Source organism: Sagittula stellata E-37, assembly GCF_039724765.1.
Taxonomy (GTDB): Bacteria; Pseudomonadota; Alphaproteobacteria; order Rhodobacterales; family Rhodobacteraceae; genus Sagittula; species Sagittula stellata.
This window is the reverse complement of the sequence record NZ_CP155730.1, coordinates 378,017-404,262: the sequence shown is the minus strand read 5'-3', so window position 1 is coordinate 404,262 and position 26,246 is coordinate 378,017. Positions and strand designations below refer to the sequence as shown.

The following is a 26,246-nucleotide window of genomic DNA, read 5'->3' as shown; positions in this document are numbered from 1 at the left end:
GATGAGGATTCACTATAGGAATCCAGTGCGTTGGATCGGTGTCATGCCGAGGCCCTCTCCCACCCGCTATCGTACGACGGACTGGTCCGAATAAAACACTGCGCTGCGCCGGCGGGGTTCGCTCTCGGTCTGGTTTGATCCCGACACGGTCCGGCACGCCGGAAAGACCGGTAAACGGGGGCGGCCCGAGACGTTCTCGGACGCCGCGATCCAAACCTGCCTGACGCTGGAGGGTGAGGGGCGTCTCGGCAACGATCCGGGGGATCGTTTCAGCCCTGAACGGGCGGAGCCCCGGCCTGTTCGGCCTTCCGCTGCGGCAGACGGTCGGGCCGGTCGAGAGCCCGATCCGGATGGCTGGGCGCGACTGGCCGGCTCCGGACTGTTCGGCGCTGTGCCGACGGCAAGCGCGGATCGGGGTCAGATCCCCTGTCGCCGCTCGGGCAAGCCCTTGAACCTGCTTATCCCCTCTCGTGACATCACCGCGCGATGCACGGCCGGGCAGCGGACAGCACGGGGGTGACGTTCGGTGGCGATGGCGCATGGCCGGCCCGGAAGCATCGCTCCTCCCGCCGGAGGCAATGGCGCAAGGTTCACATCGCCATGGACACGGAAACCGGCGGCATACGCGCGGTCGAGTTCACCTCAAGCCGCCAGGGCGACAGCCCCCTGCTGCCAGACCTGCTGTCGCAAATTCCCGAGGGCGAGGAGATCGCCACCGTCACGGCCCCCTCTCGGGATCGTGCGACGCATGACCCTGCCGGGCAACGGACGGCGCATACGACACACGCCGATGCCACACCGCCATCGTCGAGCACGGCGCCGATGCCGTCATACCGATCCGCCGAAACGGCCGCGCCTGGAAAGAAGACTGCCCCGCAGCATTGGCGCGAAACGAGATGCTGCGCGCGACGCGACACCTCGGCAGGGCGCTCTGGAAGAAGGGGGCCCGCTACCATGTCCGAAGTCGGGTCGAAGCTCAGCCTCTCGGGACATTGCTGTGCAATGCCCTGCTGGCCAAGGGATGAATTGCCTGAAGCTCTTCGGGGAGCGGATCATGTCCGTTCGCCATTGCCGCTCGGACCGATGGCGCATCGATGGCCCACCCCCGACCGTCAGACCCCCGAAATCCGGATCCGCATCGTCATCGTGAACCGCTTCCCGGCCCCCGGCAGAGCCGAGATCGAGGCTATCGCCTGAAGCACAACGGGAAAAGGGACCTTCAGCCCGAGCGCCGATTGGCCCAACAACGCCTCGCGGATCTGCGCATGGGCGGTATCGAAGCTGTGGTAGGAAGCGTTCATGGGTCTCCGTTCCGTGATCAGGCCGGGACGTCGCGTTGCCGGTCAACCAATTTAGCGTAATAATATTATATTTGATGCGCCAAAGCCTGAAACCCTCGGAACATCGACGACAATATCGGCTTGATGGGGGTGATTCTTCAAACGCCTCCTCCCAAAGCGCAAATCAACCTACTATTTTGCTGAATACTTGGGCGCAAACCCGCGCCTTTCTCCTTTTGAAGCTATAAACTCGCGATAAAAGTATATTGTCACTTCAAATGCCCGGAAAGCTCTCGAAACTTGTGCGGGCCCGAAGCGTCCTGCGACGCGGCCCGACCGGCATCCAACGAAGAGCCGGAACAGCGACCCCGACATCATGGAGACCCCCTTGCGAAAAAGAACCTTCCTCAAGAGTGCCACGCTCGCCGGCTTGCTGACCCTCACGGCACACGGCCCGGCCCTGGCGCAATCGGACGAACACGTGCTGCGCTTCGTTCCCGACGGCGACCTGAGCAACTTCGACCCGATCTGGGGCACCGCCTACACCGTGCGGAACGCCGCGATGATGGTCTGGGACACGCTCTACGGCGTCGACGAGAACCTTGCGCCGCAGCTGCAGATGCTCGAGAGCGACAGCGTCTCGGAAGACGGGCTTGTCTGGACCTTCACCCTGCGCCACGGGCTGACGTTCCATGACGACACCCCCGTCACCGCCGAGGATGTGGTCGCCAGCCTCGACCGCTGGAAACAGCGCGACGTGATGGGCCTGCGCATCGCGGCCGTTGAGGACAGCCTCGTCGTCGTCGACGAAAAGACCTTCGAATGGCACCTGAACGAACCCTTCCCGAAGATGCGCTTCGCGCTCGGCAAGGCCAACGCGCCGGTGGCCTTCATCATGCCCGCCCGCATCGCGGCCACCGACCCCTTCGAACAGATCACCGAATACGTCGGCAGCGGCCCGATGCGCTTCGTCGCCGATGAATGGCAGGTCGGCGCAATGGCCGTTTTCGAGAAGTTCGACGGCTACGTCCCGCGCGAGGAACCGTCGAGCTGGCTTGCCGGCGGCAAGGTGATGAACTTCGACCGCGTGGAGTGGATCACCATTCCCGACGCCGCCACCGCGGTGAACGCGCTGACCACCGGCGAGGTGGACTGGCTGGAGAAGCCCCTGCCCGATCTTGCCCCGCTGCTCGAGGCAAGTCCCCACGTCGAAACCGGCGTGTCCGATCCGCTCGGCGTGGTGCAGGCGGTGCGCCTGAACCACACGCAGCCCCCCTTCGACGACGTCGGGGTGCGCCGTGCCGTGGCAATGGCGATGAACCAGAGCGACTATTCGATCTCGGTGGTCGGCGATAAGCCTGATTACTGGCAGTACATGTATAGCTACTTCACCCCCGGCACGCCGCTGTACACCGAGGTGGGCTCCGAGCTGGTGATGACCGAGCCCGATCTCGAGAGCGCGCGGCAGATCATCGCGGACAAGGGCCTGGCCGGCACTACGCTGACGGTGATGGTGGCGCAGGACCTGCCCGCCAACAAGGCCATCGGCGACGTCACTGCCGGGCTGATGGAAGACCTGGGCTTCGAGGTCGAGTATGTCGCCACCACCTGGGGCAACATCCAGGCCCGCCGCCAGAGCAAGGCGCCCGCCGCCGAGGGCGGCTGGAACATCTTCCACACCTCGCATTCGGGCACCGACACGGTGAACCCCGCCGCCTACATCGGCCTTCAGGCCAATGGTGACGACGCATGGTTCGGCTGGCCCAGCAACGACGAGGTGCAGGCCGGCATCGCCGAATGGTACGCTGCTGAAACGCCGGAGGCCGAATTCGCCGCCGCTGAGAAGATCAACGCCGCCGCCATGGACACCGTGGTCTTCGGGCTTGCCGGGTTCACCCTGTTCCAGCAGGCGTGGCGCAGCGATGCCATCGCCAACATGCAGCCGGCGCCCCTGCCGCTGTTCTGGGGGATCGAGCCCAACTGATGGCCATGCTCATCGCAAGACGGCTGGGCTCGGGGGGCATCGTCGCGTTGATCGTGGCGCTGACCGTCTTTGCCCTGCTTCACCTGTCGCCGGGAGATCCGGCGACAGTCCTCGCCGGGGACCAGGCTTCTGCCGCCGATATCGCGCGCATCCGCGCCAACCTCGGCCTCGACCGGCCGCTGCCGGAGCAGTTCGTCACGTGGCTCGGCGGCGTGCTGCACGGTGATTTCGGAGCCTCGCTGTTCTCCGGGCAGCCGGTTCTCGCGCTGATCCTCGAACGGATGGAGCCGACTCTTTCGCTGATGGTCTTCACCACGCTAATCGCCGTGATCGTGGCGATCCCGGCCGGCATCCTCGCCGCCTGGCGCCCCGGCTCGCTGCTGGAACGGGGCATCGGCGCGATCTCGATCATCGGTTTCTCGGTGCCGGTCTTCGTGGTCGGCTACTGCGTCGCCTATGTCTTCGCGTTGAAGCTCCGCCTGCTGCCGGTGCAGGGCTACGCCCCACTTGAGGACGGCTTCGGCCCCTGGCTGGCAAGCATCGCGCTGCCATCCATCGCGCTGTCGACCTCGTACATCGCGCTCATCGCGCGCACAACCAGGGCCGCGATGATCGAGGCGCTGCAACAGGATTACATCCGCACCGCCCGATCGAAGGGCTGTTCCGACATGAAGATCCTTTTCGTGCATGCGCTGCGCAACTGCGCGCTGCCGGTGTCCACGGTGATCGGCATGGGCATCGCCCTGCTCATTGGCGGCGCCGTCGCGACCGAAAGCGTCTTTGCCATTCCCGGCCTGGGACGGCTGCTGATCGACGCGATCCTGCGCGGTGATTACCCGCTGATCCAAGGAATCGTGCTGTTCTTCAGTTTCGTCTACGTCGGCATCAACCTAGTGCTCGACCTGGCCTACGGGCTCTTTGATCCGAGGGTTCGCCTGTGAACGCCTCCTCCCTTACCCTCGCCCCGTTCCGCGGGCTGTCGCGGCTGGTGCCGCGTTCGGCCAAGCTTCGCATCGGCGGCGGGCTGCTTGTCGCCATCGTGCTGGTGGCGATCTGCGCGCCGCTGCTGACATGGCACGATCCGGGTGAGATCTCGCCTGCCACCCGCCTGCGACCGCCCTCGACCGAGTTCCTGCTGGGCACCGACATGATGGGCCGCGACCTCTGGGCCCGGCTGGTCTATGGCGGGCGGGTGTCGCTTCTGGTCGGGCTGTCGGTGGCGGTGATCGCCACGCTGATCGGCGGCGCGCTGGGGCTCGCGGCCGGGTTCATCCGCGCCCTTGATCCGATTCTGATGCGCATCACCGACGGGCTCATGGCCATCCCCTCGCTGCTGCTCGCGATCTCGCTGGCGGCGGTGTCGGGGGGCGGGCTCGGCACGGTGATCGCCTCGATCAGCCTTGCGGAGATGCCGCGCATGGTGCGCGTCGTGCGCTCCGTCACGCTGAGCCTGCGCGAGACCGCCTTCATCGATGCCGCCTGGCTGGCCGGCAATAGCGACCGGGCCATCATGTTCCGCCATGTTCTGCCCAACACGCTGGCGCCGCTGTCGGTGCAGGCCACCTTCATCTGCGCATCGGCGATGGTGACGGAATCCATCCTCACCTTCATCGGGGCCGGCACGCCGCCCTCTATCCCCTCGTGGGGCAACATCATGTCCGACGCGCGGGCGCTGTGGCAGCTCAAGCCGCTGGCGATCTTCGCGCCGGCCGCCGCGCTGACCCTCACCATCCTTGCCGTGAACATGATCGGCGACGGGCTGCGCGACCATTTCGACCCGAAGCACCAGGACCGCTAACCTCCCATGACCCTTCTCGATGTCCAGGACCTTTCGGTCACCTTCGACACGCCGCGCGGCCCGCTGCACGCCGCCAGCGGCGTCAGCTTTTCCGTCGCCCGCGACGAGACCGTGGCCATCGTCGGAGAATCCGGCTGCGGAAAATCCGTCACCGTTTCGGCGATCACCGGCATGCTGGACGCGGCCAACGCCCGGATCAGCGGCGCCGTGTTGCATGACGGTGCCGACGTGCTCACCGCTACCGCGCGCGAGCAGCGGGGGCGGCTCGGGCGGGCCATCGGCATGATCTTCCAGAACCCGATGACCTCTCTGAACCCGGTGCTGTCAATCGGCTACCAGCTGACCGAGCCGCTGAAGCTGCACACCGCTTTGTCCCGGCGCGAACGCCGGGCGTGGGCCATCGACCTGCTGCGGCAGGTCGGCCTGTCGGATCCGGAAAAGCGGCTCGGCCAGTATCCGCACGAGTTGTCCGGTGGGATGCGCCAGCGCGTCACCATCGCCATCGCGCTGGCCTGCGATCCCGAGCTGATCATCGCCGACGAGCCGACCACCGCGCTCGATGTCACGGTGCAGGCACAGATCCTCGACCTGCTGCGGGCGCTGCGGCGGGAGCGCGGCAGCTCGATGGTCATGATCACCCATGATCTTGGCGTTGTGGCGGCGCTCGCCGACCGGGTGGTGGTGATGTACGCGGGCCACGTGGTCGAGACGGCGCCGGTCGCCGCGCTCTTCGCGGTGCCGGCCCATCCCTACACCGCGGCGCTGATGCGAGCGGTGCCCGATCCCACCGATCCGCGCGAGCGGGACGATGCGCCGCTGCACCATGTCCCCGGGCAGGTGCCGGATCTTGCCCGGCTGCCACAGGGGTGCCCGTTCCAACCGCGCTGCGACCGCGCCGTCGCCGCCTGCGTGCAGACCATGCCCCCCGCGATGGAGATCTCCCCCGGCCAGTGCGCCGCCTGCCACAATCCCTGTACGGAGGCGCGCGCATGAACCGCCAAGACCCGATCCTGGAACTGCAGCAGATCTTCAAGGACTACCCACTGCGCAAGCCGCACCCCTTCGCCGCGCCGCGTTCCGTCAAGGCGCTGACCGGTGTGAGCCTGAGCATCGCGCGCGGCGAGACGCTCGCGCTCGTGGGCGAGTCCGGCTGTGGCAAGTCCACCCTGGGCAAATGTGTCGTCGGGCTGCAGGGCATTTCGGACGGCGCCATCCGCTTCGACGGCATCCGCATCGACGGGCTCGGCCGGGGGCGCCGGCAAGCGTACAACAAGCAGGTGCAGATGATCTTCCAGGATCCGCTGAGCTCGCTGAACCCGCGTAAGCGCATCGGCGATGCCCTCGCCGAGCCGGTCCGCAACTACCGTCCGCAGCTGACGTCGGTGCAGGTCGCCGAGGAGGTGCAGCGCCTGTTGACGCTCGTGCGCATGCCGGTGGACAGCGCCGGACGCTGGCCGCATGAATTTTCCGGGGGGCAGGCGCAACGCATCGCCATGGCGCGGGCGTTGGCCTCCAAGCCCGACCTCATCGTGTGCGACGAGGCGACCTCGGCACTCGACGTGTCGATCAAGGCGCAGATCGTGAACCTTCTGAAAGAGCTGCAGGCCGAGCTGAACCTCGCGCTGCTGTTCATCAGCCACGATCTGGGCATCGTGCGCAGCATCGCGCACCGGGTGGCGGTGATGTATCGCGGCACCATCGTCGAGCAGGGCACGGGTGATGAAGTATTCCACAGCCCGCAGCATCCCTACTCACAGGCACTGCTGTCGGCGGTGCTGCCGCTGCGACCCGGCGCCCGACGCACGCATGCCCGGCTCGAGGGCGAAGTGCCCTCCACCACTGCGGATCTTGCCGGTTGTCCGTTCGAGAGCCGCTGCCCGAAACGTTTCGATGCCTGCAGCGCGGCGCGCCCGCCGCTGATCCGGCTCGACGAGCGCAGCGACCAGTCGGCTGCCTGCTTCCTGCACGGTCATTGAGCTGGCGGGACAATATTGCGATGATGGTACAAACTGGCGTTGATGATGTAACCGCCCGCCGACGGCATCGAGGTGCCAAGGTGGGATCTCAAGAATCCAATTCTGGAGGCGGTCATATCGGAGATTATCACGGTCGGGTTCGATCTGGCGAAGAATGTGTTCCAGGTCCACAGCGCTGACACCAGGGGCGCTGCCGTCCTGCGCAGGAAACTCCGACAGGCCGAGGTGCTGGAGTTCTTTGCCAAGCTGCCGCCCCGTCTGGTGGCGATGGAAACCTGCGGCGGCGCGCATTTCCGGGGGCGCGAGCTTTCCAAGCTCGGTCACGATATCAGGCTCATCCCGCCGGCCTATGTGAAACCCTTCGTGAAGCGGCAGAAGAACGATGCAGCCGACGCGGAAGCGATCTGCAAGGCGACCCAGCGTCCGAGCATGCGCTTCGTGCACTTGAAGAGCGAGGAAACGCAGGGGGCAGCCAGCGTCTTCCGCGTGCGTTAACTGCTTTTCCGGCAGCGCACCCGGGCGATCGACGCGCTGCGCGGTCACCTGGGCGAGTACGGCTGGGTCGTGCCGCAGGGCTCGACGAATGTTCAGCGCCTGGTCGTGGTGGTCGCCGGCGAAGGGTCGGATCTGCCGGAAGCGGCGCGGGCCTCCCTGCAGATCCTGACTGCCACGCTCGCGCAGCTCGACGGGCAGATCGAAACCCTGGTTGCCGAGATCGACTGGCGCGCCAAGGAAAATGTGGTCGCCCGCCGTCTCATGACGATCCCCGGCATCGGCCAGCTGATTGCCACAGCCATCGCCACGCTTGCGCCGCCGCCGCAGGTGTTCCGGAAAGGATGGGACTGCGCGGCCTGGCTGGGGCTCGGATTCTGGAGCGCGCGCCGCAGATGCTGGTCCGCGTGGCGCTGGCCAACAAAATGGCGCGGATCGTGTGGGCCTTGATGAAAAGCGGAGAGAATTACCGGGCTCCGGCAATGGCGGGGCAAGCCGGCCAGTGGCTGCGAGACGTCGGAGCGGAGGAGGGCTGGGAGCGGCTTGGCGCAACGGTCGCGAGACGGGATCAGAGGCATCAGCCTGCAACAAAGTGCCTCCGAGCACGCGGCGTCGATTTAGAGCCTGATCTGCGAACACTAGGCGGGCCCGTGGCATGACGATGGCCGCATTGTGAGGCCGGATACATGTCAGCATCCGACACCGCGCCAGACTGCTTCGAAAAGGGGGCGCTGCACCTGCTCATAGACAGCACCGGCATCAAGGTGGAGGGCGAAGGCGAGTGGCACAGCCGCAAGCATGGCGGCTCGAAGCGGCGCGTGTGGCGCAAGACCTACCTTGGAATCGATGAGGAAACACTGGAGATCCGGGCGGTCGAGGTCATTCCAGCAATTTCGGCGACGCACCGATGCTGCCGGACCTCCTGAGGCAGGTCGACCCGGATCAGGATATCGCCACGGTCACAGCCGACGGCATGCGCCATCAAGCCTTGCTGCCCTATGCAGGCGCGCCTGCCCACAAGCTCCCGTGACCGCTGTCACTGCTGACGGGAAAGGCGTCGAGGTGTGCGATCTGGCGGAGGCATTGCACCACAACGCCATGGTAACGCATCTGCAGCAGCGGGATGCGGAGGTCATACGGGTGCTCAACGAAGGCAAGGCGCTCGCGATGCTCACCACTTCCCGCGCGGTATTCCTTAGCTCAGCAAGACAGGAATAGGTAGACGCCAGATATTTCTGGGTTCCGCTGGCAAGGTTGGTCCGGCCGAAACAGGGTCTCGCCATGCCCGCCTTACCAAGCTCCTGAGGCTACGCTTCATCGACGTAGACCGCGCTGTGGAAGTCGATTTCGAGCTGCTGTGCACGTCCGAAGATCTCGGAGCACCGTGCCTTTTCCTGCTCAGAAAGCTCGGTGCCGAGCGCGTCGAGACTGTCCTTCAGCCAATGGGCGCCGTGCCGGAAACCCTCGGAGACATGCATGTCGACCCAATGGCGCAGATCAGGATCGCTCGGCATGTCGGCGGCCACCTGGTCATTCCACGTCAGATACATCCATTCGGCGGCGAACATCGCTGCGAGGATCTCGGAGTAGCTGCCGTCGCGGGCGATCTCGAGCATGCCGCCACCAAAGGCCACAACATCCGGGTGGCTGCGCAGTGCCGACTCGAAGGTGATGCAGCGGGCCTCGATGACGCGCTCGAAATAGGCGATCTGCTCGTTGGCGAGCGCGTCCAGCACCGCGATCAACTTGCGCCTCGCCGCGATGTCCGGGGCCTTGGCCACCGCGTAGCCGAAGATGGCGATGGCGGTCTCGACGAAATCGCCTTCGATCTGCAGGTAGCGGTCGAAGGCCTCGGCGGTCAGCGTGTCGGCCGCCACATCGCGCACGAAGCGGTGCCCGACCATGGCGTCAAAAACCTCGGCGTTTTCTGCGAGGATGCGGTCAGAGAGCGCCTGCGTCATGCCTCGAGCGCCTCTTGCGCGACCGAAACGAAGGACGCCACCCGCGCCGGTTCGACCGGGTTCCACCAGACGCCGCCTTCCTTGAGCGACGAGGCGACGATGACGCCATTGGTCAGGCCGAGGATCTCGCGCACGTTGCCCTCGGTGACGCCAGAGCCGACCAAAACCGGCAGGTGAGTGGCATCGCCGATGGTGCGGATCTCGTCGGTTGCGGCGCTGTCGCCGGTGCGGTTGCCGGTGGCGATGACGCAATCGGCGTCAAAGAAGGCGAGATCGCGGGTCAGCTCCTCGATCGTGCGGTCGCCGGTGATGGCATGGGCGCCGTGCTTCACGTGGCTATCGGCGAAGATCTTCACGTTGTCGGCGCGCAGCGCGGCGCGGTAGCGCATGGCCTCGGCGGCGCGGCCCTCCATGAAGCCTTCGTTGGCGACATATGCGTTGGCCCACTGGTTCACCCGAATGAACGCCGCGCCACCGGCAACGGCAGTGGCAATAGCCGGGATCGGCGCATTGGCGAGCACGTTGATCCCGAGCGGCACCCCGAGCGCGCGGCGGATCCGGTCGGTGATCACCGACAGGAAGGCAGCGGTCTCATGGCCCATGTCCTCGGGTTTGGAGAAGGGAATGTCGCCGTGGTTCTCGATGATCAGCCCATGAAAGCCGCCGGCGATCAGCGCCTCGGCGTCACGCATGCAGGCGTCGTAGATCGTGTCGAGGGCCGCCCCCTTGTAGCGCGGCGCGCCCGGCAGGGCGGGGCAATGCACCATGCCGATCAACGCCTTGGGGCGCCCGAAGATGTCGCGGATGGCGTCGGATGCGATGTTGGAAATCGTCTGGGTCATTGTGGTCCTGCACGAAAGGAGGGGCCGCGGCCCGGCCGGGCTCAGGCTGCGCTCTGCGCGCAGGCGAGGCCGATGTTGTTGGAGAAGGCGAAGAACTCGCTGTAACGCGCATCCACCAGCGCCTGCCAATGAGCAAAGGCGGCGGCGGAGCCATCGAACACCCATGTCTCGATGGTTTCAAAATCGTGCTGGCCGCGGATGTGGAACCGGCCGCGGTTTTCGGCACCTGCGGCGACGGCCGTTGAGCGCAATGCGCTCCAACGTGCCTGCAGTTCGGTGCGCTCGGCGTCGGGGAGCGTGTACCAGTGTGGGCGCGGGCGGGCGTAGTGCAGCCAGAGGCAGGTCGGGGCGTCAGTTTTGGTGGTGGACATGGGGTTAGGTCCCTTCGCTGTGGCGGGGCCGGATCAGCTCGGCGAGCGGGCGCAGCTTGCCGACGATGTGGCGCGATGTGGTGAATTTGAAGTCGGCGACCGCTTCGTGGCCGCGAATGGCGCTATCTGCAACGTCGGGGCCAGCGATTTCCCAGTAGCCGAGGTGATGCCAGTGGTGGCCGAGGTCGAGCCGCATGCGGCCCGAGATGTTAACGCCATGCGCAAGATCGCCGCGGAAGGCGATATCGCATTCCAGATCATACTCGTTGCGCTCGGCAGGGGTCGCCTCGCACCACTGGTCGTTCCATTCCCAGAGCGCAAGAAAGGCCCAGCCGTGATCGCCATGCGCGCCTTCGCCGAGGATCGGGGCGAATTCACGCAGGCCGATTATCCATTCGGTGCGGAACAGTCGCGCCCAGCCAGCGCGTTCGAGCCGCACCGTGCCGGCGATGGCCGCGTCGAGGTCCGGGGCCTCGAAGACCCCCGCGATGTCATGGGCGTGTGTGAACCCGGTGTCGAGCGCGATCGGGATTTTCGGCGCCGTCCCGTCGAACACGCGGCGCTGCGAAAGGATCCAGCCCTCGGCGATCAGTTCGGCCAGAACCGCCTCGATCGCGGCGCGATGCGCCTCTGTGTAGATGCCCGGCAGGTCGTCCTGCCGCGTACCGGTGAAGACGATGCAGGCCCTTTGGCCCGCCTCGGGGTCCGAGGCAAAGACGTCCGTGTCCGCGGTGAGGTTGCTCATGCCGGGCGCACCTGGTCCATCGCGGTCATCAAGCGTTCGACGCGGGCCGGATCGACCGGGTTCCACCAGCGGGCATCGACCTTCAGCCATTGACCGACGATGGCCCCGTCGGCCACCTCCATCAGAGCCGGAACCTGTTCGGGCGAAAGCCCCGATCCGACGATGACCGGAAGATGCGTGCCTGCACGCACCTGGCGCACCTCCTCGGGCTGTGTTGGCGACCCCGTGCGCTGGCCGGTCGCGATCAGTACGTCAGCGCCGAACCACTCGGCATCGGTGGCCTGCTCGGTGATCGTACGGTCGGCGGTGATGGCATGGGCTCCGAATTTCACGTGGACGTCCGCGAGGACCGCTACATCCTTGGCCGCGATTTGTGCCCGGTAGCGCATTGCCGCCGAGGCCGCCCCGTTCAGGAAGCCCTCGTTGGCGACATAGGCGTTGGCCCATTGGTTGACGCGCACCCAGCGGGCACCCACCGCCTTGGCCACGGCAAGCCCGGGGATGGCGCCGTTGGCGACGCAGGTGATGCCGATGGGCGTGTCGACCGCCCCGCGCACGGCTTCACACGCGGCGGTCAGGAAGGCGACGGTTTCGAAGCCGATGTCCTCGGGGCGGGCAAAGGGCATGTCTCCCGCGTTCTCGATCATGATCCCGTCGACGCCACCCGCCGCGAGCGTCTTGGCGTCGCGCACGGCGGCGGCATAGATCTCGCGCAGGGGAGCGCCGTCGTAGAAGGGGGCGCCGGGCAGGGCGGCGAGGTGTATCACGCCGATGATTGGCTTCTTCTTTTCGAAGAGGGTCTCGAGCGCGCTTGGTTTCGGGGGCATCACGATCGGTGCAGTCATCTCGGTGGCGGGTCCTTTACTGTTCAATCTCGTGCAAGCTGGGATAGCCCGCATGTGTTCCTGGAAAACCGCAGGCGCGCGTCGCGGCGGTGACCGCCATGCGCAGGGCCTCTTGCGGGGGCGCGCCCGCGAGGTGTCGCGCCAGATACCAGCCTGCAAGGCAGTCGCCGGCGCCGGTGGTGTCGACGATCGGCATGTCCTTCGGGCAGGAGGCATTTGCACTCTCACTCCCGTCGGGGCAGTACAGCGTCGCGCCTGCCGGTCCACGGGTGCGCAGCACGGCGGCGGCCCCCATTTCAAAGAGGACATCGACCGCGTCCGCGCCGATCTGCGCTGCGGCGCGATCATTGACGAAGAGCAGCGCGGCCCCCTCGATCTGCGGCTCCAAGGCCTCAAGGCCCGCGGCGAAGGTTGCGGGCTCCAGATCCAGCGACCAGCTTGCCCCAGCGCTCCGCGCCCGCTCGATAAGGAGCGTGCCCGCCGGGCCGTAGATCGCGGTGTGCACATGTGCGACGCCATCGAGGGACAGCCCCTCGGCGCAGGCCAGATCGGGGTAGAGCGAAACACCGGGATAGAGCAGCAGCCGTTTTTCGCCATCGGTCGCGACCAGTGTCGTGACCCGGGCGATCACACCGTCGGCCGCGTTCAGCCGATGCGGGACGCCTGCCTCCGAAAGGTAGTCGGCCAGTGCCGCAGAGGGCGCATCGGTGCCGACCTGTGCCACGAGCGTGACCTCACCCCCGGCACGCGCGGCGGCTATGGCGGTGTTCAGCGCAACGCCGCCATAGCCCTCGGCGAAGCCGGAACAGTGCACCTTTTCGTCCGGCGCAGGGATATGCGGCGCGAAAAACGTCTGATCGAAGCTCGCGTCACCGAAAACGAGTAGTCGTGACATTTGGATGCCTTTGTTCCTTTGTAATTACAATATAGCGAATGCTTCGATCTTGGAAGGGCTCAAAGGCAGCATTCGAAGATTCTAGGGTTCCGTTCAAGATAAATGCCCGTGATTGCGGCAAGTTTGCTGCGTTCGGGACGGAAGACCTCTGAGGACTGATGACATCGTGGTCCGGACGGGCTAAACTTTGTGCCTCTGTAGTATCAAAGGCATTCCCATGAACTGGAGCACGTCTGTTCTCGTCAGCAATGGCGCCCCGAGATGGTTGCAGCTGGCCGAGATCTTCCGACGGGCGATCGAGTCCGGGGAGTTTCCAGTGGGTGCCACCCTGCCGACCGAAGCGGAGATAAACACGCAGTTCGGGGTCAGCCGAACGACAACCCGTTCCGCAATGCAGCAACTTGTACAGGAGGGGCTGATCAAGCGCCGTGCCGGAATCGGTAGCGTCGTTGTCGATACGCGTGTCGATCAGCCGGTGAACCAGATCCGTGGCTTTGCCGAGGACATGCGCAGTCGTGGGATGATGCCCGGCTATCAGGTGCTGGGATGCGGCATGGCGCCGGCGTCGCTGGAGGCTACGCAGTCCCTGGGTCTGCCCTCGGGCGACCAACCGTTTTACGTCGAGCGCCAGCTCAAAGCCAACGAGCGCCTGATCGGCCATTCGATCTCTTGGGTGCGGCCGGATATCTTTGGGGCCAAGACGCCGCCCACCTCCGAACAGCTTGCCGAGGGCTCGCTTTACGAATGGCTGCGTGCGGAGCTTGGGATCGAGATTGTCGGTGGGGTCGAGTACATCGAGGCCAGCCTCGCGACCCAGCAGGTCTGTCCCCATCTCGACGTGACCGAAAGCGACCCGGTCCTCGTCGCGCGCCGCGTGGCGCGTTCCCGGCAAGGCTTGCCGATCGAGTTCGCCATCGTGACCTACCGCTCGGATCGGTACCGGTTTCGCGTGGACCTCTGAGCCCGCCATCAGGTTCGGAGGGGTGAGTAGGCGGTGACGAAGCGCCGCAGCGCCTGAAGGGCCGCGGAGACATCGGCCGGCTCCACATGCTCGGCAGGGTCGTGGCTGATGCCGCCGCGACAGGCGACGAACAGCATTCCGACTGGCGCGATACGGGACATGGCGATGGCGTCGTGTCCGGCACCGCTTTCCATGATCGGGGCTTCCGTGCCAACCGCCGCCGCGAGCTGCGCCAGCAGCGCGGGGTCGCAGGTGGTGGGCGGGACATGGCTGAGTTGCTCCACCGTCAGCGTCAGGCCGCGCCGGCCGGCGATCTCTTCGAGCGCGCGGTCCAGCTCGGTTCGCGCCACTGCCTGTCGCGCGGGATTGCCGCTGCGCATGTCCACGGTAAAGGCTACCTCGCCGGGAATGACATTGATCGCACCGGGTCGACAGTCGAGCTGACCGACGGTGGCGACGACGCCCTGCTTTTTTGCCAGAGCCTCGATCGCCAGCACGCAATCCGCTGCCCCTGCCAAAGCATCGCGGCGCATCCGCATCGGGACGGTCCCGGCATGGCCTGCGGCCCCGAGCAGCGTAACCGAGAGCCGCGTTTGCCCGACGATGGAGCTGACGACTGCTAGAGGTGCACCCATAGCTTCGAGGACCGGGCCTTGCTCGATGTGCAGCTCGACATAGGCATCGGGGGGCGCGGCGCGGGCGCGCAGCGCAGCCTCGGGCGAGAGGTCCGCCGCCCGCAAGCGGTCGGCGACCGTCAGACCCCCGGCGCCCTCGGCGGCCAGATCGGCTTCGGTGAGCATGCCGCTGTAGGCGTGGCTCCCGAGGCGACTTGTGCCGAAACACACGCCCTCTTCGTCCTCGAAGGCCAGAACCTGCAGGGTCACGTCCAGTGCGATCCCTTCGTCATGCAGGGCTTGCACGGTCTCAATGGCGGCAAGGATGCCGAGCGTGCCGTCAAAGCGCCCCGCGTTGCGCACGGTATCGAAATGCGAGCCGAGTGCCAGCACAGGGCGGTTGTCGTGCGGGGTTGCGGGGTATTGGCCTATCAGGTTCCCGGTGGCATCGCGATGGCAGTCCATGCCCGCTTCGCGCATCCAGCCGGCGATCATCTCACCCGCCTGCCGCTGGCCTTCGCCAAGCGGCAGGCGGGTGAGGCAGTCGGATTCGTCCGATATGCGCGCCAGCGCCTCGATGCGCGTCAGAAACCGCGAGGCGGCGGGATCCCCGGCGTCACGCATGGGAGAAGTCGAGGTCCCGATTGACGTTCTTGTAGAGCATGTAGGCCGAACGGGTCCAACCGGTGGGGTAGAAGAACTGCGGACAATAGGGACCCATCCAGATAAAATCGCCCTCCCAGACCTCGTGCCAGTCGCGATCCAGAAGGTAGAGCCCCTGACCTTCCAGCATCAGAAGCCCATGTTCCATGATGTGGGTCTCGATGTCAGGAAAATGCACGCCCGGCTCGAAGGACAGGATATTGACCTCGAAGTCGAAACGCATGTCGCCGTAGGGCATCAGGTGTTCCCACGTCCGCCCGATGGTGCCGTTGTGGTTGATCTTCTCCAGCGTGTCGCGATGCGACAGGATCACCGGCGGCGCGTCAAAGCCCTCTGCCCGGACATAGGGCTTGCGGATGTCCATCAGCCGCGCGGGCGCATCGCCCGACGCCGAAACGCTGTGCCCGGTGCCTGCCGGCAGGAAGGCATAGCCGCCCGGCGTCAGTTCCACCGGGTCGTGATCGTCCACGGTCAGTATGACCGCGCCCTCCAGCACCCAGAACAGGTGCTGAAGGCCGTCCCGCACGCGCCCGCGGGTGCCGCCCGTGGCCGCCATCTCCAGGATGACCTGCCCAAAGCGCGCGCCCAGCTGCGGAGCGGCCAGGAAGCGGGCCGTGGTATCGACCCACTGCGGCAGGTAGCTGTCCATGACGCCCTCGGGCGGCATCAGCGCGTAATTCGGCGTGACGCGGCAGCGGCCATGGCCGATGGCGCCGGGCCGGAACTGGCCCGGGGCCGGTTGGAAGTCTGATGGAAACATCTCAGGCCTCGTCGGTATGCAGCGCGGCGGTGATGATCAGCTCGACCAGGTCGCCCTCGGGCATCTTCGATTCCACGAAGGACCGGACCGGGCCGTAGCCCTCGGGCATCCACTCTTGCCAGACGGCGTCGAATTCAGGCTTGCGGTCGTGGTCGGTCGTGACGACCTCGCATTTCACGATGTCCTTGCGCTCCAGCCCGTGGTCCTGAAGGTATCCATCGATCACGGCCATGGCGTCGCGCGCCTGATCCGGCATGTCGAGGCTGAGGTCGCGTGCCGTGGCCACACCCCAGAGGAAGCCACCCCCGCCGGGCAGACGGTAGACGGAAACGCAGGACTTGCTGGGCATGTCCGGTACGGGGCGGCGGTCGATGGATTTGTGAGTGGTGGTTGTCACGGATTAGGACTCCTGTTTCGGTTTTCTGAGGGCAGCGCCGCCACCGGTGCGGCGGCGGGCGAGGGTCATCAGCGTGAGCGCAAGAGCGATCACGAGGAAGGACACCAGCGTCGTCAGCGACCCCAGCGCATAAAGCACGGGCGTGGTGACGTTGTTGGTCATGGCGTAGATTTCCAGCGGCAGGGTGTTGTAGGCCCCGCCTGCGAGCACGGTGCGCGGCATCTCGTCGTAGGACAGCGAGAAACCGAAGAGCATCACGCCGACCACGTTTGGCAGGATGATCGGAAAGGTCACATGCCGGAAGGTCTGCCACCGCGTCGCCCCGGCATCGACCGCCGCCTCTTCGTAGGCGGGATTGAGGCGGGCAAAAACGCCGATCATGATCAGCACACCGAAGGGCAGCGTCCAGGTCAGGTGCGCACCGAAGGCGCTCGTGTACCACTTGGTGCCCAACCCGGTCTGGCTGAACAGAAGCCCGACGCCCAGGCTGACCAGGATCGACGGCACGATCAGGCTGGCGATGGTCAGCCAGAAGATCGCGCGACTGCCCCGGAACCCCTTGCGCAGGGCCATGCCGGCAGGCACCGCGATCAGCACGTTCACGAACATGACCAGCACGGCAAGGATCAGCGAACGCTTCAGCGAGCCGCCGAAGTCACCCACGCGCTGGACCTCGAAGAGCGAGGCGAACCAATGCAGCGACGGGTCTTTCAGGGGGAAGGTCAGACCGCCCATCGGCCCCTGGAAGGACAGGATCAGGATGGTCAGCGTCGGCCCGTAGAGGAACAGCAGGAAAAGCCACATGATGACCTGAAGGACTCGGGACAGGGGGCTGTGACGGATCATATCGCTCTCCGGATGTCGACGTTGCGCAGGATGCCACCGATGGCGATCATTACGACGACCAGCAGCAGCACGGCGTTGGCGCAGGCGGCCGGATATTGCAGCAGCGAGATCTGGTTGGTGATGAGCAGCCCGGTCGACGCGCTTTGTCCGCCGCCCATCAGTCGTACGGTGACGAAATCGCCCATCACCAGCGTGATGATAAAGACGGCCCCGATCGCGAAGCCGGTTTTGGTCAGCGGCGCCACCACGCGGAACATGATCTGCAGGGGAGATGCACCGGCGTCCACGGCGGCCTCGATCACGCTGCGGTCGATGCGCGCCATGGCGTTGAACAGCGGCGTCACCATGAAAAGCGTGAAGAGGTAGACGTAGACCAGCACCACGGCAAAGCGCGAGTACAGGAGGAAATCCAGCGGCTCGGCGATCAGGCCGATGTCCATCAGCATGGAATTGATCAGCCCATTGCGCCCCAGGAACGGCACCCAGGAGATCATGCGGATGATGTTCGAGGTCAGAAAGGGGATGGTGCAGGCCATGAAGAAGATCGTCTTCATCAGCGGCGAGCGGACGTAGAAGGCGATGTAATAGGCCACCAAAAACCCGATGGCCCCGGTGATCGCCAGCGTCAGCAGGGTGAACTGCACCGTGCTCCACATCGTGCGCCAGATGGTGGGAGAGGACAGCATCTCGGCGTAGTTGAAGGTCACGAAGGCGGGGATGACGCGGAAGCTGTCGTAGTCCCAGAAGCTGACCACGACGATCAGACCCAGCGGGATCAGCAGGAAGACGAACAAGACCAGCGCCAGCGGCGCGATCTGGAGATAGGGCAAAAGCCGGTCGAACCGGCTGTGCAAAGAGGTCGAGGATGACGCCTGCATCTTATACCCCCACCGTCTGCAGCGGATGCTCGTCGGCGGCCGTCCAGCTGACGTTGACCGGCGCCCCGGCAGAAACCGGCGCCGCGAAGTAGTCGCGGTCCCCCAGCTCCACAACGTGGCGGCGGTCGCTGCCACGGCCCTCGTCGACGGTGATGCGCACGCGGCTGCCCTGGTATTCCACGGCCCCCACGGTGCCGTGCAGGCTGCGCTGATCGGCAGGGCCGCCCTGGTCAGCGGGGGCGATTGCCATGTGGTCGGCGCGCACAGACACCGGGCCCCGGTCCGACGACAGGATGTTGTGGCCACCGATGAAGCGCGCGACAAACTCGTTCTGCGGCGTCTCGTAGACTGCGCGGGCGGTCCCGCTCTGGCGGATCTCGCCGTCCTGCATGACGACAACCTGATCGCCCAGGGCCAGCGCTTCGTCCTGGCTGTGGGTCACGTGGATAAAGGTGATGCCCAGATCGCGCTGGATCCGCTTCAGCTCCTCGCGCATGCGAATCCGCAGGAACGGGTCCAGCGCCGACAGCGGCTCATCCAGCAACAGCACCGATGGCTCGTTGACCAGGGCCCGCGCCAGTGCCACGCGCTGCTGCTGCCCGCCGGACAACTCGTGCGGACGCCGGTCAAGATAGCCGGTCATCTCCACCAGTTCCAGAAGCTCATGCGCCTTGGCATGGCGCTCGGCCTTGCCGACGCCGCGCATCTGCAGGCTGAAGGCCACATTGTCGCGCGCATTCAGATGCGGGAACAGCGCGTAGCTCTGGAACATCATGGCGGTGCCGCGCCGCGACGGCGGCAGCTGCGTCACCCGTTTGTCCCGCACGAGGATGTCGCCGCTGGTGGCTTCCTCGTGGCCCGCGATCATCCGCAGGGTGGTGGATTTTCCGCAGCCCGAAGGGCCGAGAAGACAGCAATAGCTGGCTTCGGCGATCTGGAGGTCGATGGTGTTCACGGCAACCGACGAGCCGAACCGTTTGGTCAGCCCGACGAGCTCTACATCCTTCTGGGGCATGCGCATCCTGGTGTCTGGGTTTCGAAAGGGAATCGGGGCCGGCGCCGCAGGGGTGACGGCCCCGGACGGATCATGCGGCGACGAATTCGTTCCACTTCATGACCATGTAGCGGTCTTCGTCCATGGTCGAGTTCCAGCAGGCCACGTTGCCCATGCGCTCTTCGAAAGAGCCGCCGTCGCGCACCGCGCCCACGTCTTCCATCTTCACGCCTTCCGGGCTGACGATCGGAGCGGTGGCGGGCTTGCCTTCCATCCAGAAGCCCCACTCGTTCTCGGTCATGTACTGCTTGGCGGTCGACAGCACGCCGCTGTAATAGCCCTCGCGGTTCAGGTAGGCGCCGGCCCAGCCCGACAGATACCAGTTGATGTACTCATAGGCCGCATCCTTCTGCAGGCCGTCCAGACCGCGGGCCAGACCCATGCCGCCACCCCAGGCGCGATACCCTTCCTTGAGCGGCTGGTACACGCAGGGGATCCCCTGAGAGCGCACGGCGGCCACGGCAGGCGACCACATGGACTGGATCACCACCTCGCCCGACGTCATCAGGTTGACGCTCTCGTCAAAGCTCTTCCACAGCGCGCGGAATTGGCCGTCGCGCTTGGCCTTGATCAGGAACTCGACGGTCTGGTCGATCTCGTCGCGCGTCATGTTGCCCTTGTCGCCATAGGTCAGCACGCCCTGCGCCTCGAGGATCATCGCCGCATCCATGATGCCGATCGAGGGGATGTTCACCAGCGCCGCGCGGCCCTTGAACTCGGGGTCCATGATGTCGGCCCAGCTGGTGATCTCGCGGTCGATCATGTCGGTGCGGATGCCCAGCGTATCGGCGTTGTAGGTGGTCGGGATCAGCGTCATCCACTCGGTTTCGCTATCGGCGAAGGTGGTGGAGTCCGGCCCCTCGACAAAACCCACGGTGTGCGGCGCGGTGCCCTGCGCGATCTGGCTGTCGGGGGTCAGTTTGCCGGTTTTGAACAGCGGCACGATCTCGTCGTAGTACTTGATCCGCTTGGTATCCATCGGCTGCAGGACCCCGGTCGGGAAGACTTTCCGGCAGCTGAAGTACTCGATGTCGGCGATCTCGTAGCTGTCGGGCTGGGTCACGACGCGGTTGTTGACGGAATCGGTGTCCAGTGCGGTGAACTGGATGGTCACGCCGATGTCTTCCTTCGCTTTCGCAGCAACGGCATTCGCGGCCGCGGTTCCTGTCGAGGTCGTCCGCAGGACTACGTCCTTGATGTTCTGCGCCCAGACCATCGGGGCCGGAAGGGCGGTGGCCGCCAGCGCAGTGCCGGACGTCTTTAGGAAATTGCGTCGGGTCCAGCCGGCGCGTGCATTTGACATCGTCATCGTTAGTCTCCTGTTGGGAAAGGGGTGATAGCGTACCGGTCATTGCCGGCTGTTTGGCCACCGGATCAGGGAATCTCGGCGGCCTTGAACCCGTTGGGTACGTTGTCCGCAGGGGCACCCAGCGGATATCTGTCGCGCGGCAGGAACATGCCGGCGCCCTCGGGGGCCAGCACAGCGCCGTCGCGCATTGCGAGGGTGCCGCGCAGGTAGGTGGCAACCGGCCATCCCTTGACGGTGAGTCCCTCGTAGGGGCTGTAATCGACCGCGTGTTGCATGAGGGCCGAGTCTAGCGTCACCTCGCGTTCGGCATCCCACAGCACGATGTCCGCATCGAACCCGATGGAGATGTCGCCCTTGCGCGGCGCCAGACCATAAAGCTTTGCCGGATTGGTGGCGGTCAGGCGGACGAAATGATCCAGCGTGATCCGCCCCTTGGACACCCCTTCTGAAAAGACCAGCGGCATCCGTGCGCCCACGCCCGGAACGCCGTTGGGGATCTTGCTGAAAGGCGTGTCCGGCCCACCGGACTTCTTGCCCTGCGGCCCTTCGAGGTTGAAGGCGGAGTGGTCCGAGGAGATCACGTCGATCACCCCGCGCCGGATCATATTCCATAGTCCGGCCTGATCCTCCACCGCGCGCGGGGAGGGGCTGCACATGAAGCCCGCCCCCTCCAGCCCGGGACGGTCCATGTCTGTCTCGCTCAACACGAGATATTGCGGGCAAGTCTCGCCCCATACTTTCACACCGCGCGCCTGCGCCCGCGCGATTTCTTCGGCGACCTCAGCGCAGGAGACGTGAAAGATCTGGATCGGCGTGCCGACCAGTTCAGCCAGGCATATGGCGCGGTAGGTGGCCTCGCGCTCGACCACCTTGGGTCGCGACCAGGCGTGGTACTTGGGCGAGGACCGGCCGTCCGCCAGCAGCTTCTTCGTCAGCCAAGCGATTGCGTGATAGTTCTCGCAATGCACGGCGACCATGGCGCCGCTGCGCCGCGCCGTCTCCAGCACCTCGAGGAACTCTGCATCGTTCAGCCGGGCGTCGTCGTAGGTCAGGAATGCCTTGAGGCTGCGGATGCCGCGCTCGATGATCTGCGGCACCTCGGCCATGATCTCGGGCGTGGCCTCGGTGATGATCTGGTGGAAGGAGTAATCGATGCGGGCGGCCTCGCCACGGCGCATGCTCTCGTCGAAGACCGCCGACAGGCTGTGATCGGGGATCTGCGCAAGGAAAGAGACCGCAGAGGTCGTGCCCCCCGCCAATGCCGAGCGGCCCCCGGTGGCCAGCGATTCTGCGCCGTTGCCCATGCCGGGCTCGACCTGGTCGAGGTGACAATGCGTATCGACGCCGCCGGGCGTCGCGATCAGCCCCGTCGCATCGACCTCTTCCTCTGCCGGGCCGACCACGCCAAGCTGCAAGATACGGCCCCCGGCCACGCCGATGTCCATGCGGGCCACGCCCTGACTGGTGGCGACGGTGGCATTTCGGATAGCGAGATCGAGCGGGATCGGCGTGGGCATGGTGGGGTCCTTCTTGTCTTACCGCGGTCATGATACTCAAAAGACATCTTCATTTGTATCTAAATGTCATGTCAAACTGTATATTTGCTCTTACATGCTCAAAATGCATGCAAATGAGTCGCTGTTTACCTCGATTGGCGTGCCCGGAAGATCAGCGGGCGGTCTTCGGTACCACCCAGGCAAAGAATCGCGGCCTGCTTCGCCGGAGTCGGCAGGTCGTTGCTGCACATGAAGACAGTGGGCGTTCTTTTTGGGGGGCTCACAGCACCCGGACGACCCTTGCTTCGCTGTCGCACAGGTCGGGATCGAGGCGGTTGGCGCGAAGTGGCTTTGGCGACCTGTAGCCGACCGCGAACTGGGGGTTTGGGGCCGGCTGTCGGGGGGGGACCCCTTTCCCGAGGAATTATCGTGCCCGCCCCCGAACTGCGGACGGCGCGTCGAACGCGGCGCGTTGCGCGACGCGGTGCGCAATACATCGGTGTGCCGATGCGACGGATCGCGCTGCCGCTTCCATCGCCAGAGGCTGCCGCACCGGAGCGCGGGGGTATGGAGGATTGTGGGAACGCGCATCTCAAAGCCATTCTCAGTTGTGATCGCCCTGCCGATCAGAGGCCGATCCACATGCCGATCATTTTGGACACCGGGGCCACGCAGCCATGCCGCCAGCGCTTCGACGGTTGCAAAGGTCATGCGACTCGCGACTGGCCCAGATCGGAGGCTGCACGGAAACTGACTGCACTCGGGCCGGATCTCTGCCTTCACGCGTGCAGACCGTCCCCGGGCATGTGCCCAAAGCGGACACGGCGCACCGTAGTAAACTGGTCCCTTTGCGTTGGGGGACGGGATCAGTTCCGTTGATTTGAGCGGGTAGGGGGGACTGGACGGAAGGGCGACGGCAGGACTAGAGGCAGCAGGAAAGCGCGATGGATTCTCAAAGGGCCTGAAATGTGATGCCATTTTGTTACTACAAAGCATAACAATTAGGACTTTTTGTCATTTGGGGTGCCTTGGATGCTTAAACTTGCGTCACATCGGGGCGCCGGACAGCCCCAGCGCTGGATCACCAGCGCGGCATCGGGATTGTCTGGCTGGCGACGCAGGGCCGACTGTCAGGCCCGCGTCCGACACGAAACGATACGGCAGACGTCCACGGAGGTGACACCAGATGACTCCCCTTTCCCTGATCCGCTCTACCCTGCTGGCCTGCGCAGCAAGCCTTGCCGCATTCGCCGTGCAAGCTGGCACACTCGACGAGATCCGCGAGCGCGGTACGATCCGCGTCGGCGTTCCGTCCGATAGCCCGCCCTTCGGCATGAAGGCCCCGGACGGCGGTCTTGTCGGTTATGACGTTGAGATGGCGCAACTGATCGCCGACGACCTCGGCGTCGCGCTCGAGATCACCAACGCCGTGGGCAGCAACCGTGTGCCGCTGCTCACCAGCGGACGGGTCGACATCGTCATCTCCAGCTTCGGCAAGAACGAAGAGCGCGACAAGGTCATCGACTTCTCCGACCAATACGCGCCGTTCTACAACGGCGTCTTCGGTCCGGCCGACATCGAGGTCAATGGCCCCGAAGATCTCAAAGGGTATTCCGTGGGTGTTACCACCGGCACTATCGAGGATCTCGAACTGAGCGCGAAGACCGGTGACGACGTGACGATCACCCGGTTCGAAAGCGGCGCGAGCGGATTCAGCGCCTATTTCGCCGGCGCCGTGGATTTCTTTGCCACCGGCAACGTCACCGCTGCCGCTCTGATGGAAAACCCGAACCTGCCGCGTGAGATCGTTCCGAAGTTCCTGATCAATAGCTCGCCCTGCTACATCGGCGTGCGCGAAGGCGACACGCAGATGCTGGATTACCTCAACGGTTTCATCGCCGAGGTGAAGGCCGATGGCCGCCTGAACGAGATCTCCGTCCGCTGGATGAAGACCGACCTGCCCGAGGGCTTCTGAAGCCCGACCGCCACCACGTTTACGTTGGAAGAGAAAGCCCGCGATGCCATTTGATTGGATAATCGACTATTGGGACATCCTTGTTCTGGGTGCCGCTCGGACAATCGCCTTGACGCTTCTGGCCATCGTGGTGGCGGCCCCCTTGTCCATCCTGCTTGGCTGGGCGCTTGCCTCTGGCCCGCGCCGGGGCCGGTGGCCGATCAACGCCTATGTCGAGGTCTTCCGCAACACGCCCTACATGATCCACCTGTTCTTCATTTTCTTCGCGCTGCCACGGTTCGGCATTGGTCTCGATCCGTATGGCGCCGCAGTCGCCTCTTTGTGCCTGATGGTCGCGGCTTTCGGCACGAAAATCGTCGAGTCAGGTCTGCGCGCGACGCCGCCCGGACAGACCGAAGCGGCACTGAGCCTCGGCTTCAACGGTGCACAGGCCTTCTACCATGTGCAACTGGTCCCGGCGCTTGCAAGGGTCTGGCCGGCGCTCTGCTCGCTGGCGACGATGGCCCTGCTCGACTCGGCGGTGGTCTCGCTTATTGCGGTCGAAGAACTGACCTGGGCAACCACCTTCATCGAGACGCGGAACTTCCGCTCGTTCGAAACCTTCTTTTTCTCGAGCCTGTTGTTCCTGCTGATTTCTTTCGGGCTGCGCCGCAGCCTGATGACATTCGGCGAACGGGTCGTCGCGCGGGGGCTTAACTCATGATCAGTTACACCGATCCCCAGATCATCACGTCGCTGTTGCTGGCGACGCGCTACACGCTGGTGCTGTTCGTCGTGGGCGCCATCGGTGGTGGCCTGCTCGCACTGGTGCTGCTGATGATGGGTATGTCGTCGAACCGGCTGATGCAACGTATCCTCGCGCTTTATGTCACCTTCTTTCAGGGCACGCCGCTGCTGATGCAGCTCTACCTGCTGTTCTTCGGTATCGCCTATCTCGGCGTGCTTTTGCCCGCCTGGGCCGCAGCGGCGATTGCGCTGATCGCCTGGAGCGCGGCCTTCCTCAGCGAGATATGGCGCGGCTGCGTCGCGGCGGTGCCGCGCGGGCAATGGGAGGCTTCGTCCAGTCTTGCGATGAGCTACGTCGAGCAGATGCGTTACGTGGTGCTGCCGCAGGCCTTCAGCCTCGCCATCGGCCCGACGGTCGGCTTTCTGGTCGACATCATGAAGGCCACGGCGGTGACTGCGATCATCGGTTACGTCGAGTTGTTCCAGGCCGGGAACGCCATCGCCAACACCACCTTTCAGCCGTTCAAGGTCTACGGCTTCGTTGCCATCATCTATTTTCTGCTGTGCTGGCCGGTGTCGATCGCTGCGCGGCGGATCGAGGAAAAATACAGTGTCTCTCATTGACGTCGAACATCTCCGCAAATCCTACGGTGAAACCGAAGTGCTCAAGGGCATCGAACTGTCGGTGCTGCAGGGCGAGGTCGTGGCGCTGATCGGGCGCAGCGGCTCGGGCAAGAGTACCTTTTTGCGCTGCCTCAACGGGCTTGAGCAGATCAATTCCGGCCGGGTCCGCATCCTGGGCGAGGATCTGCACTACAGCGCCGCCGGGCTGCGCAAGATGCGCCAGCAGATCGGCATGATCTTCCAGCAGTTCGAACTCTTCCCCCACCTCACGGCCGGGCGCAATGTCATGCTCGCGCAGCAGGTCGTGAAGGGTGTCCCGCGCGACGAGGCAGAGCAGGTCGCCCGCGAGATGCTCAGCAAGGTCGGACTGGGCGAGCGCTTCGATGCCTATCCGCGCAACCTGTCAGGCGGACAACAGCAGCGTGTCGCCATTGCCCGCGCGCTGGCCATGTCGCCGAAGGCGCTACTCTGCGACGAAATCACCTCAGCGCTAGATCCTGAATTGGTGCAGGAAGTGCTGGGCGTCGTGCGCGCTCTCGCAACCTCGGGGATGACGCTGATCATGGTGACCCATGAGATGCGCTTCGCGCGCGAGGTCTGCGACCGGGTGGCCTTCATGCACCAAGGGCGCATCCATGAGATTGGCGCCCCGGATGAGCTTTTCGAAGCGCCAAAGACGCCGGAGCTGAAGCAATTCCTCGGCCATTTGCCCGCCGCATCTTAAACTCCCCGCCGCACCAGCTCGGACTCTGCC

General features: G+C 65.1%; 25 protein-coding genes and 3 pseudogenes. 13 read left to right on the top strand and 15 right to left on the bottom strand.

Annotation, left to right across the window (positions count from 1 at the left end):
- Positions 1-103: 103 nt before the first annotated feature.
- Positions 104-1,197, top strand: a pseudogene (locus ABFK29_RS23410) (IS5 family transposase).
- Here ABFK29_RS23410 and ABFK29_RS23405 read toward each other — a convergent pair.
- Positions 1,113-1,301 (bottom strand): hypothetical protein, encoded by a 189-nt coding sequence (locus ABFK29_RS23405; protein WP_005859481.1) that lies wholly within the window; start codon positions 1,299-1,301, stop codon positions 1,113-1,115. The pseudogene ABFK29_RS23410 and the gene ABFK29_RS23405 overlap by 85 nt on opposite strands.
- 367 nt (positions 1,302-1,668) lie before the next feature.
- Here ABFK29_RS23405 and ABFK29_RS23400 point away from each other — a divergent pair, with 367 nt between their 5' ends.
- The 7 genes and pseudogenes from ABFK29_RS23400 to ABFK29_RS23370 form a co-directional block, all read left to right on the top strand.
- Entirely contained in the window at positions 1,669-3,264 is a 1,596-nt protein-coding gene (locus ABFK29_RS23400) for an ABC transporter substrate-binding protein (protein WP_040604653.1), read from the top strand.
- Positions 3,264-4,205: an ABC transporter permease gene (locus tag ABFK29_RS23395; protein ID WP_005859485.1), complete on the top strand. Its 942-nt coding sequence runs from the start codon at positions 3,264-3,266 to the stop codon at positions 4,203-4,205. Before ABFK29_RS23400 ends, ABFK29_RS23395 begins: the two co-directional genes overlap by 1 nt.
- Entirely contained in the window at positions 4,202-5,062 is an 861-nt protein-coding gene (locus ABFK29_RS23390; protein WP_005859487.1) for an ABC transporter permease, read from the top strand. The genes ABFK29_RS23395 and ABFK29_RS23390 overlap by 4 nt, the downstream gene beginning before the upstream one ends.
- 6 nt (positions 5,063-5,068) lie before the next feature.
- Complete coding sequence (locus ABFK29_RS23385) at positions 5,069-6,055, top strand: ABC transporter ATP-binding protein (protein WP_005859489.1); 987 nt, start codon at positions 5,069-5,071, stop codon at positions 6,053-6,055.
- Positions 6,052-7,038: an ABC transporter ATP-binding protein gene (locus tag ABFK29_RS23380; RefSeq protein ID WP_005859491.1), complete on the top strand. Its 987-nt coding sequence runs from the start codon at positions 6,052-6,054 to the stop codon at positions 7,036-7,038. Before ABFK29_RS23385 ends, ABFK29_RS23380 begins: the two co-directional genes overlap by 4 nt.
- A 114-nt stretch (positions 7,039-7,152) precedes the next feature.
- Positions 7,153-8,018 (top strand): annotated as a pseudogene (locus tag ABFK29_RS23375) (IS110 family transposase); the annotation flags it as partial.
- Between the two features lie 234 nt (positions 8,019-8,252).
- A pseudogene (locus ABFK29_RS23370) lies at positions 8,253-8,503 on the top strand (transposase); the annotation flags it as partial.
- Positions 8,504-8,837: 334 nt separating this feature from the next.
- Here ABFK29_RS23370 and ABFK29_RS23365 read toward each other — a convergent pair.
- Genes ABFK29_RS23365 through ABFK29_RS23340 form a run of 6 tightly spaced genes read right to left on the bottom strand, consistent with a single transcriptional unit; the run spans position 8,838 to position 13,189 of the window.
- Complete coding sequence (locus ABFK29_RS23365; RefSeq protein WP_005859502.1) at positions 8,838-9,491, bottom strand: TenA family protein; 654 nt, start codon at positions 9,489-9,491, stop codon at positions 8,838-8,840.
- Positions 9,488-10,333 (bottom strand): BtpA/SgcQ family protein, encoded by an 846-nt coding sequence (locus ABFK29_RS23360; RefSeq protein ID WP_005859504.1) that lies wholly within the window; start codon positions 10,331-10,333, stop codon positions 9,488-9,490. The genes ABFK29_RS23365 and ABFK29_RS23360 overlap by 4 nt, the downstream gene beginning before the upstream one ends.
- A gap of 41 nt (positions 10,334-10,374) precedes the next feature.
- On the bottom strand, positions 10,375-10,704 hold the full coding sequence (locus ABFK29_RS23355; protein WP_005859507.1) for a hypothetical protein: 330 nt from the start codon (positions 10,702-10,704) through the stop codon (positions 10,375-10,377).
- 4 nt (positions 10,705-10,708) lie between these two features.
- A complete protein-coding gene (locus ABFK29_RS23350; protein ID WP_005859509.1) occupies positions 10,709-11,449 on the bottom strand; it encodes a hypothetical protein in 741 nt (246 codons plus the stop codon).
- Entirely contained in the window at positions 11,446-12,294 is an 849-nt protein-coding gene (locus tag ABFK29_RS23345) for a BtpA/SgcQ family protein (protein ID WP_005859511.1), read from the bottom strand. The genes ABFK29_RS23350 and ABFK29_RS23345 overlap by 4 nt, the downstream gene beginning before the upstream one ends.
- Positions 12,295-12,310: 16 nt before the next feature.
- Complete coding sequence (locus ABFK29_RS23340) at positions 12,311-13,189, bottom strand: carbohydrate kinase family protein (RefSeq protein WP_005859512.1); 879 nt, start codon at positions 13,187-13,189, stop codon at positions 12,311-12,313.
- 217 nt (positions 13,190-13,406) lie between these two features.
- Between ABFK29_RS23340 and ABFK29_RS23335 the strand changes: the two genes are divergently transcribed.
- Positions 13,407-14,150 carry a GntR family transcriptional regulator gene (locus tag ABFK29_RS23335; protein WP_005859513.1) on the top strand — a complete coding sequence of 248 codons (744 nt, stop codon included), beginning with the start codon at positions 13,407-13,409 and terminating at the stop codon, positions 14,148-14,150.
- Between the two features lie 8 nt (positions 14,151-14,158).
- Here the strand turns inward: ABFK29_RS23335 and ABFK29_RS23330 are convergent, their stop codons facing one another.
- From ABFK29_RS23330 to hydA, 8 genes are all read right to left on the bottom strand, one after another.
- Positions 14,159-15,388: a Zn-dependent hydrolase gene (locus tag ABFK29_RS23330; protein WP_005859514.1), complete on the bottom strand. Its 1,230-nt coding sequence runs from the start codon at positions 15,386-15,388 to the stop codon at positions 14,159-14,161.
- Positions 15,381-16,187 (bottom strand): (S)-ureidoglycine aminohydrolase, encoded by an 807-nt coding sequence (gene allE, locus ABFK29_RS23325; RefSeq protein ID WP_005859516.1) that lies wholly within the window; start codon positions 16,185-16,187, stop codon positions 15,381-15,383. The genes ABFK29_RS23330 and allE overlap by 8 nt, the downstream gene beginning before the upstream one ends.
- A 1-nt stretch (position 16,188) precedes the next feature.
- Positions 16,189-16,584, bottom strand: coding sequence for a RidA family protein (locus tag ABFK29_RS23320; RefSeq protein ID WP_198135712.1), 396 nt, complete (start codon positions 16,582-16,584; stop codon positions 16,189-16,191).
- A 3-nt stretch (positions 16,585-16,587) separates the two neighbouring features.
- Positions 16,588-17,430, bottom strand: coding sequence for an ABC transporter permease (locus ABFK29_RS23315; protein ID WP_050772424.1), 843 nt, complete (start codon positions 17,428-17,430; stop codon positions 16,588-16,590).
- On the bottom strand, positions 17,427-18,308 hold the full coding sequence (locus tag ABFK29_RS23310; RefSeq protein ID WP_005859521.1) for an ABC transporter permease: 882 nt from the start codon (positions 18,306-18,308) through the stop codon (positions 17,427-17,429). Before ABFK29_RS23310 ends, ABFK29_RS23315 begins: the two co-directional genes overlap by 4 nt.
- Before the next feature lies 1 nt (position 18,309).
- Complete coding sequence (locus ABFK29_RS23305) at positions 18,310-19,329, bottom strand: ABC transporter ATP-binding protein (protein ID WP_005859530.1); 1,020 nt, start codon at positions 19,327-19,329, stop codon at positions 18,310-18,312.
- 64 nt (positions 19,330-19,393) lie between these two features.
- Positions 19,394-20,671: an ABC transporter substrate-binding protein gene (locus ABFK29_RS23300; RefSeq protein WP_005859532.1), complete on the bottom strand. Its 1,278-nt coding sequence runs from the start codon at positions 20,669-20,671 to the stop codon at positions 19,394-19,396.
- A gap of 65 nt (positions 20,672-20,736) precedes the next feature.
- A complete protein-coding gene (gene hydA / locus ABFK29_RS23295) occupies positions 20,737-22,188 on the bottom strand; it encodes a dihydropyrimidinase (protein WP_005859534.1) in 1,452 nt (483 codons plus the stop codon).
- A 1,165-nt stretch (positions 22,189-23,353) separates the two neighbouring features.
- Here hydA and ABFK29_RS23290 point away from each other — a divergent pair.
- The 4 genes from ABFK29_RS23290 to ABFK29_RS23275 are packed head-to-tail and all read left to right on the top strand — an operon-like array spanning position 23,354 to position 26,216.
- Positions 23,354-24,142, top strand: coding sequence for a transporter substrate-binding domain-containing protein (locus ABFK29_RS23290; RefSeq protein ID WP_005859536.1), 789 nt, complete (start codon positions 23,354-23,356; stop codon positions 24,140-24,142).
- 43 nt (positions 24,143-24,185) lie between these two features.
- Positions 24,186-24,845 (top strand): amino acid ABC transporter permease, encoded by a 660-nt coding sequence (locus tag ABFK29_RS23285; RefSeq protein WP_005859538.1) that lies wholly within the window; start codon positions 24,186-24,188, stop codon positions 24,843-24,845.
- Positions 24,842-25,492 carry an amino acid ABC transporter permease gene (locus tag ABFK29_RS23280; RefSeq protein WP_005859540.1) on the top strand — a complete coding sequence of 217 codons (651 nt, stop codon included), beginning with the start codon at positions 24,842-24,844 and terminating at the stop codon, positions 25,490-25,492. The genes ABFK29_RS23285 and ABFK29_RS23280 overlap by 4 nt, the downstream gene beginning before the upstream one ends.
- Positions 25,479-26,216 (top strand): amino acid ABC transporter ATP-binding protein, encoded by a 738-nt coding sequence (locus ABFK29_RS23275; protein WP_005859543.1) that lies wholly within the window; start codon positions 25,479-25,481, stop codon positions 26,214-26,216. The genes ABFK29_RS23280 and ABFK29_RS23275 overlap by 14 nt, the downstream gene beginning before the upstream one ends.
- Positions 26,217-26,246 lie beyond the last annotated feature (30 nt).